The following is a 2520-nucleotide window of genomic DNA, read 5'->3' as shown; positions in this document are numbered from 1 at the left end:
ACCTGGTTGGTCAACTCGATGATGCGCTTGATGCCGGCCAGGTTGACACCCTCGTCGTGGGACAGCCGTTGCACCTCGCGCAGCAGATCGACGTCATTCTGCGAATAACGGCGCCCACCACCGGAACTGCGACGCGGGCTGACCAGCCCAAGCCGGTCATAAGTCCGCAGCGTCTGCGCATGCATACCGCAGAGTTCGGCAGCTGCCGAGATCAGGAAGGTTCGCGAGTTGTCCTGGCTCATGCTCGGTTACCTGCCCATCCGGCCCTCGGGTCGAAACCGCTCGACCGCTCGGCGTCGGCATAGGCCCGAAGGGCATCCTGCGCAACACCTTCCAGGTTCGGCGGGACCGCAACCTTCACGGTGACCAGCAGGTCGCCGTGGCCTCCTCCTCGCTTGGGCACACCACGGCCGCGCACTCGCAGAATCCGGCCGTCCGCGGTTCCCTTGGGTACCCGCACCCCGACTGTGCCGTCCAGCGTCGGCACCGAAAGTGTGGTGCCCAGGGCAAGTTCGCTGAAGCTGACGGGAATCGTCACGGTCAGATCATTGCCGTCGCGGCCGAACAGCTTGTCCGGCCGCACGTGTACGGTCACGTACAGATCACCCGAGGGTGCGCCACGTAGTCCCGCTTCACCCTGACCGGCCAACCGGATTCGCTGCCCGTCCTCGACACCAGGGGGAATCCGCACGTTGATAGTGCGGGTGCGGGTCGCCACCCCGGTGCCCTTGCACTCTGTGCACGGGTGCTCGATGATCGAGCCGCTGCCCCGGCAATCGGTGCAGGGCTCGGAGAAACCGAACGCACCCTGATTGCGGCTGATCACGCCGGAGCCGTTACAGCTGGCGCAGACTTTCGGGCTGGTGCCCGGCCGGGCACCGCTGCCATGACAGTTGGTGCACGGTGCCGGGCTGGTCAACCGCAGCGGCATCGCCACGCCCTTGGCGGCTTCGGCGAAGCTGAGCTCGGCCTCGGTCTCCAGGTCGTTGCCACGCCGCGGCCTGCTGGGCCGTGCTGCCCCACCACGTCCGAACAGGCCGCCGAACAGGTCTCCGATGTTGGCTCCGCCGGCCTGCCCGGCGGCTCCGAACAGGTCGTTGAGGTTGAACTCGGCACCGTCGCCGCCCATATCGAAGCCGCCGAAGTTTCCACTATCGAAGCGGCGCCGCCCACCCCCAGCGAACAGCCGGCGAGTCTCGTCGTACTCCCTGCGCTTGGCCTTGTCGGTCAGGACATCCCTGGCCTCACCCACGGCCTTGTATTTCTCGTCGGCAACCGGGTCGTTCGGGTGACGGTCGGGGTGATTCTCGGCCAGCAACTTTCGGGCCACCCGCTTGATCTCGTCGTCGCTGGCGTCAGGAGAGACGCCGAGCACCTTGTAGAAGTCCTTTTCGACCCATTCGCGTTGGACCATGCCGCGTCACCTCCTCAGCCCGCTCAGGTAATCATCGTTCTTACGAATCTGCTTCCCGCTCTACGAATTCGGCACCGTCGTCGGGCGTGTCCGCCGCGCCGTCCTCCGGGACGGTGTCGACCACGCCGACCATGGCGTGTCGCAGCACCTGCTCACCGAGCTTGTACCCCTGCCGCATCACGTTGCCGATCACCGGATGGCTGCCGTCGCCTTCATGCTGCACGGCCTCATGCAGCACCGGATTGAAGTCGTCGCCCTCAGCGCCGAATGCCACCAGACCAAGCTTTTCCAGCGCGCCGGTGAGCTTGTCGGCAACCGAGCGCAACGGACCCGACTCCAAGTCACCGTGGCTTCGGGCACGGTCGAGATCATCGAGGACGCCCAGCAATTCAGTCACCACAGCAGCCCTGGCTCGTTCCGCCGCAGCCTGCTGATCGCGCAGTGCCCGCTTGCGATAGTTGGCGAAGTCCGCCTGCACCCGCTGCAGGTCGGCGGTCAACTCGGCGACCCGGTCCGAGTCGGCCGGTGCCGCCCTGGCTTCTGACGCTTCTGCCGCTTCTGCTTCTGCAGCGTGGCGTATCTCGCCGGTCTTCGGGTCGATGCGCCGTTTGTCGGTGACGGTCACCTGTTCACGCGAGTTGTCCGGGTTTTGTGGGGTCACTTGGCCTCCCGGTCGTCATCGACCACCTCGGCGTCGACGACGTCATCGGCACCACCGGATCCGTCGGGGCCTCCGCCACTGGCTGCCTGCTCAGCCTGGGTGGCCTCGTAGATCGCCTGGCCCAATGACTGCGACTCCTGACCCAGCTTCTCCATCGCGGACTTGATCGCACCGATGTCGGTGCCTTCCAGCGCCTTTTTGGCGTCGGCGATCGCGGCGTCGACCTTGTTCAGCGTGTCCTCGGGGACCTTCGAGCCGCCCTCGGCTTCGCGCTGGTCTTTGACGAACTTCTCGGTCTGATAGACCAGCGACTCGGCCTGGTTGCGAACGTCGGCCTCCTCGCGGCGTTTGCGGTCCTCCTCGGCGTGCGCCTCGGCGTCCTTGATCATCCGGTCGATCTCCTCCTGGGACAGGCCGGAGCCCTCCTGGATCTTGATCGTGTTCT

The 2520-nt window shown here is 66.0% G+C and carries 4 protein-coding genes; all 4 read right to left on the bottom strand.

What is annotated here, in order from left to right:
* Window positions 1-242, bottom strand: a 242-nt coding sequence (locus AC2VOP_RS20845; protein WP_486962732.1) for a heat shock protein transcriptional repressor HspR, incomplete at its 3' end; no start/stop codon positions are given.
* A complete protein-coding gene (gene dnaJ / locus AC2VOP_RS20840) occupies window positions 239-1414 on the bottom strand; it encodes a molecular chaperone DnaJ (protein ID WP_486962731.1) in 1176 nt (391 codons plus the stop codon). The genes dnaJ and AC2VOP_RS20845, both read right to left, overlap by 4 nt.
* A 40-nt stretch (window positions 1415-1454) precedes the next feature.
* Complete coding sequence (grpE, locus tag AC2VOP_RS20835) at window positions 1455-2075, bottom strand: nucleotide exchange factor GrpE (RefSeq protein ID WP_486962730.1); 621 nt, start codon at window positions 2073-2075, stop codon at window positions 1455-1457.
* Window positions 2072-2520, bottom strand: a 449-nt coding sequence (locus tag AC2VOP_RS20830; protein WP_486962729.1) for an Hsp70 family protein, incomplete at its 5' end; no start/stop codon positions are given. The genes grpE and AC2VOP_RS20830, both read right to left, overlap by 4 nt.

It is taken from the genome of Mycobacterium sp. TH-M106 (assembly GCF_057473765.1).
This window is presented reverse-complemented; position numbering and strand designations above follow the sequence as displayed.

Excerpts from the sequence above, each read along its gene's own strand:
- dnaJ (WP_486962731.1), bottom strand. The coding sequence starts at position 1,414 with ATGGTCCAACGCGAATGGGTCGAAAAGGACTTCTACAAGGTGCTCGGC.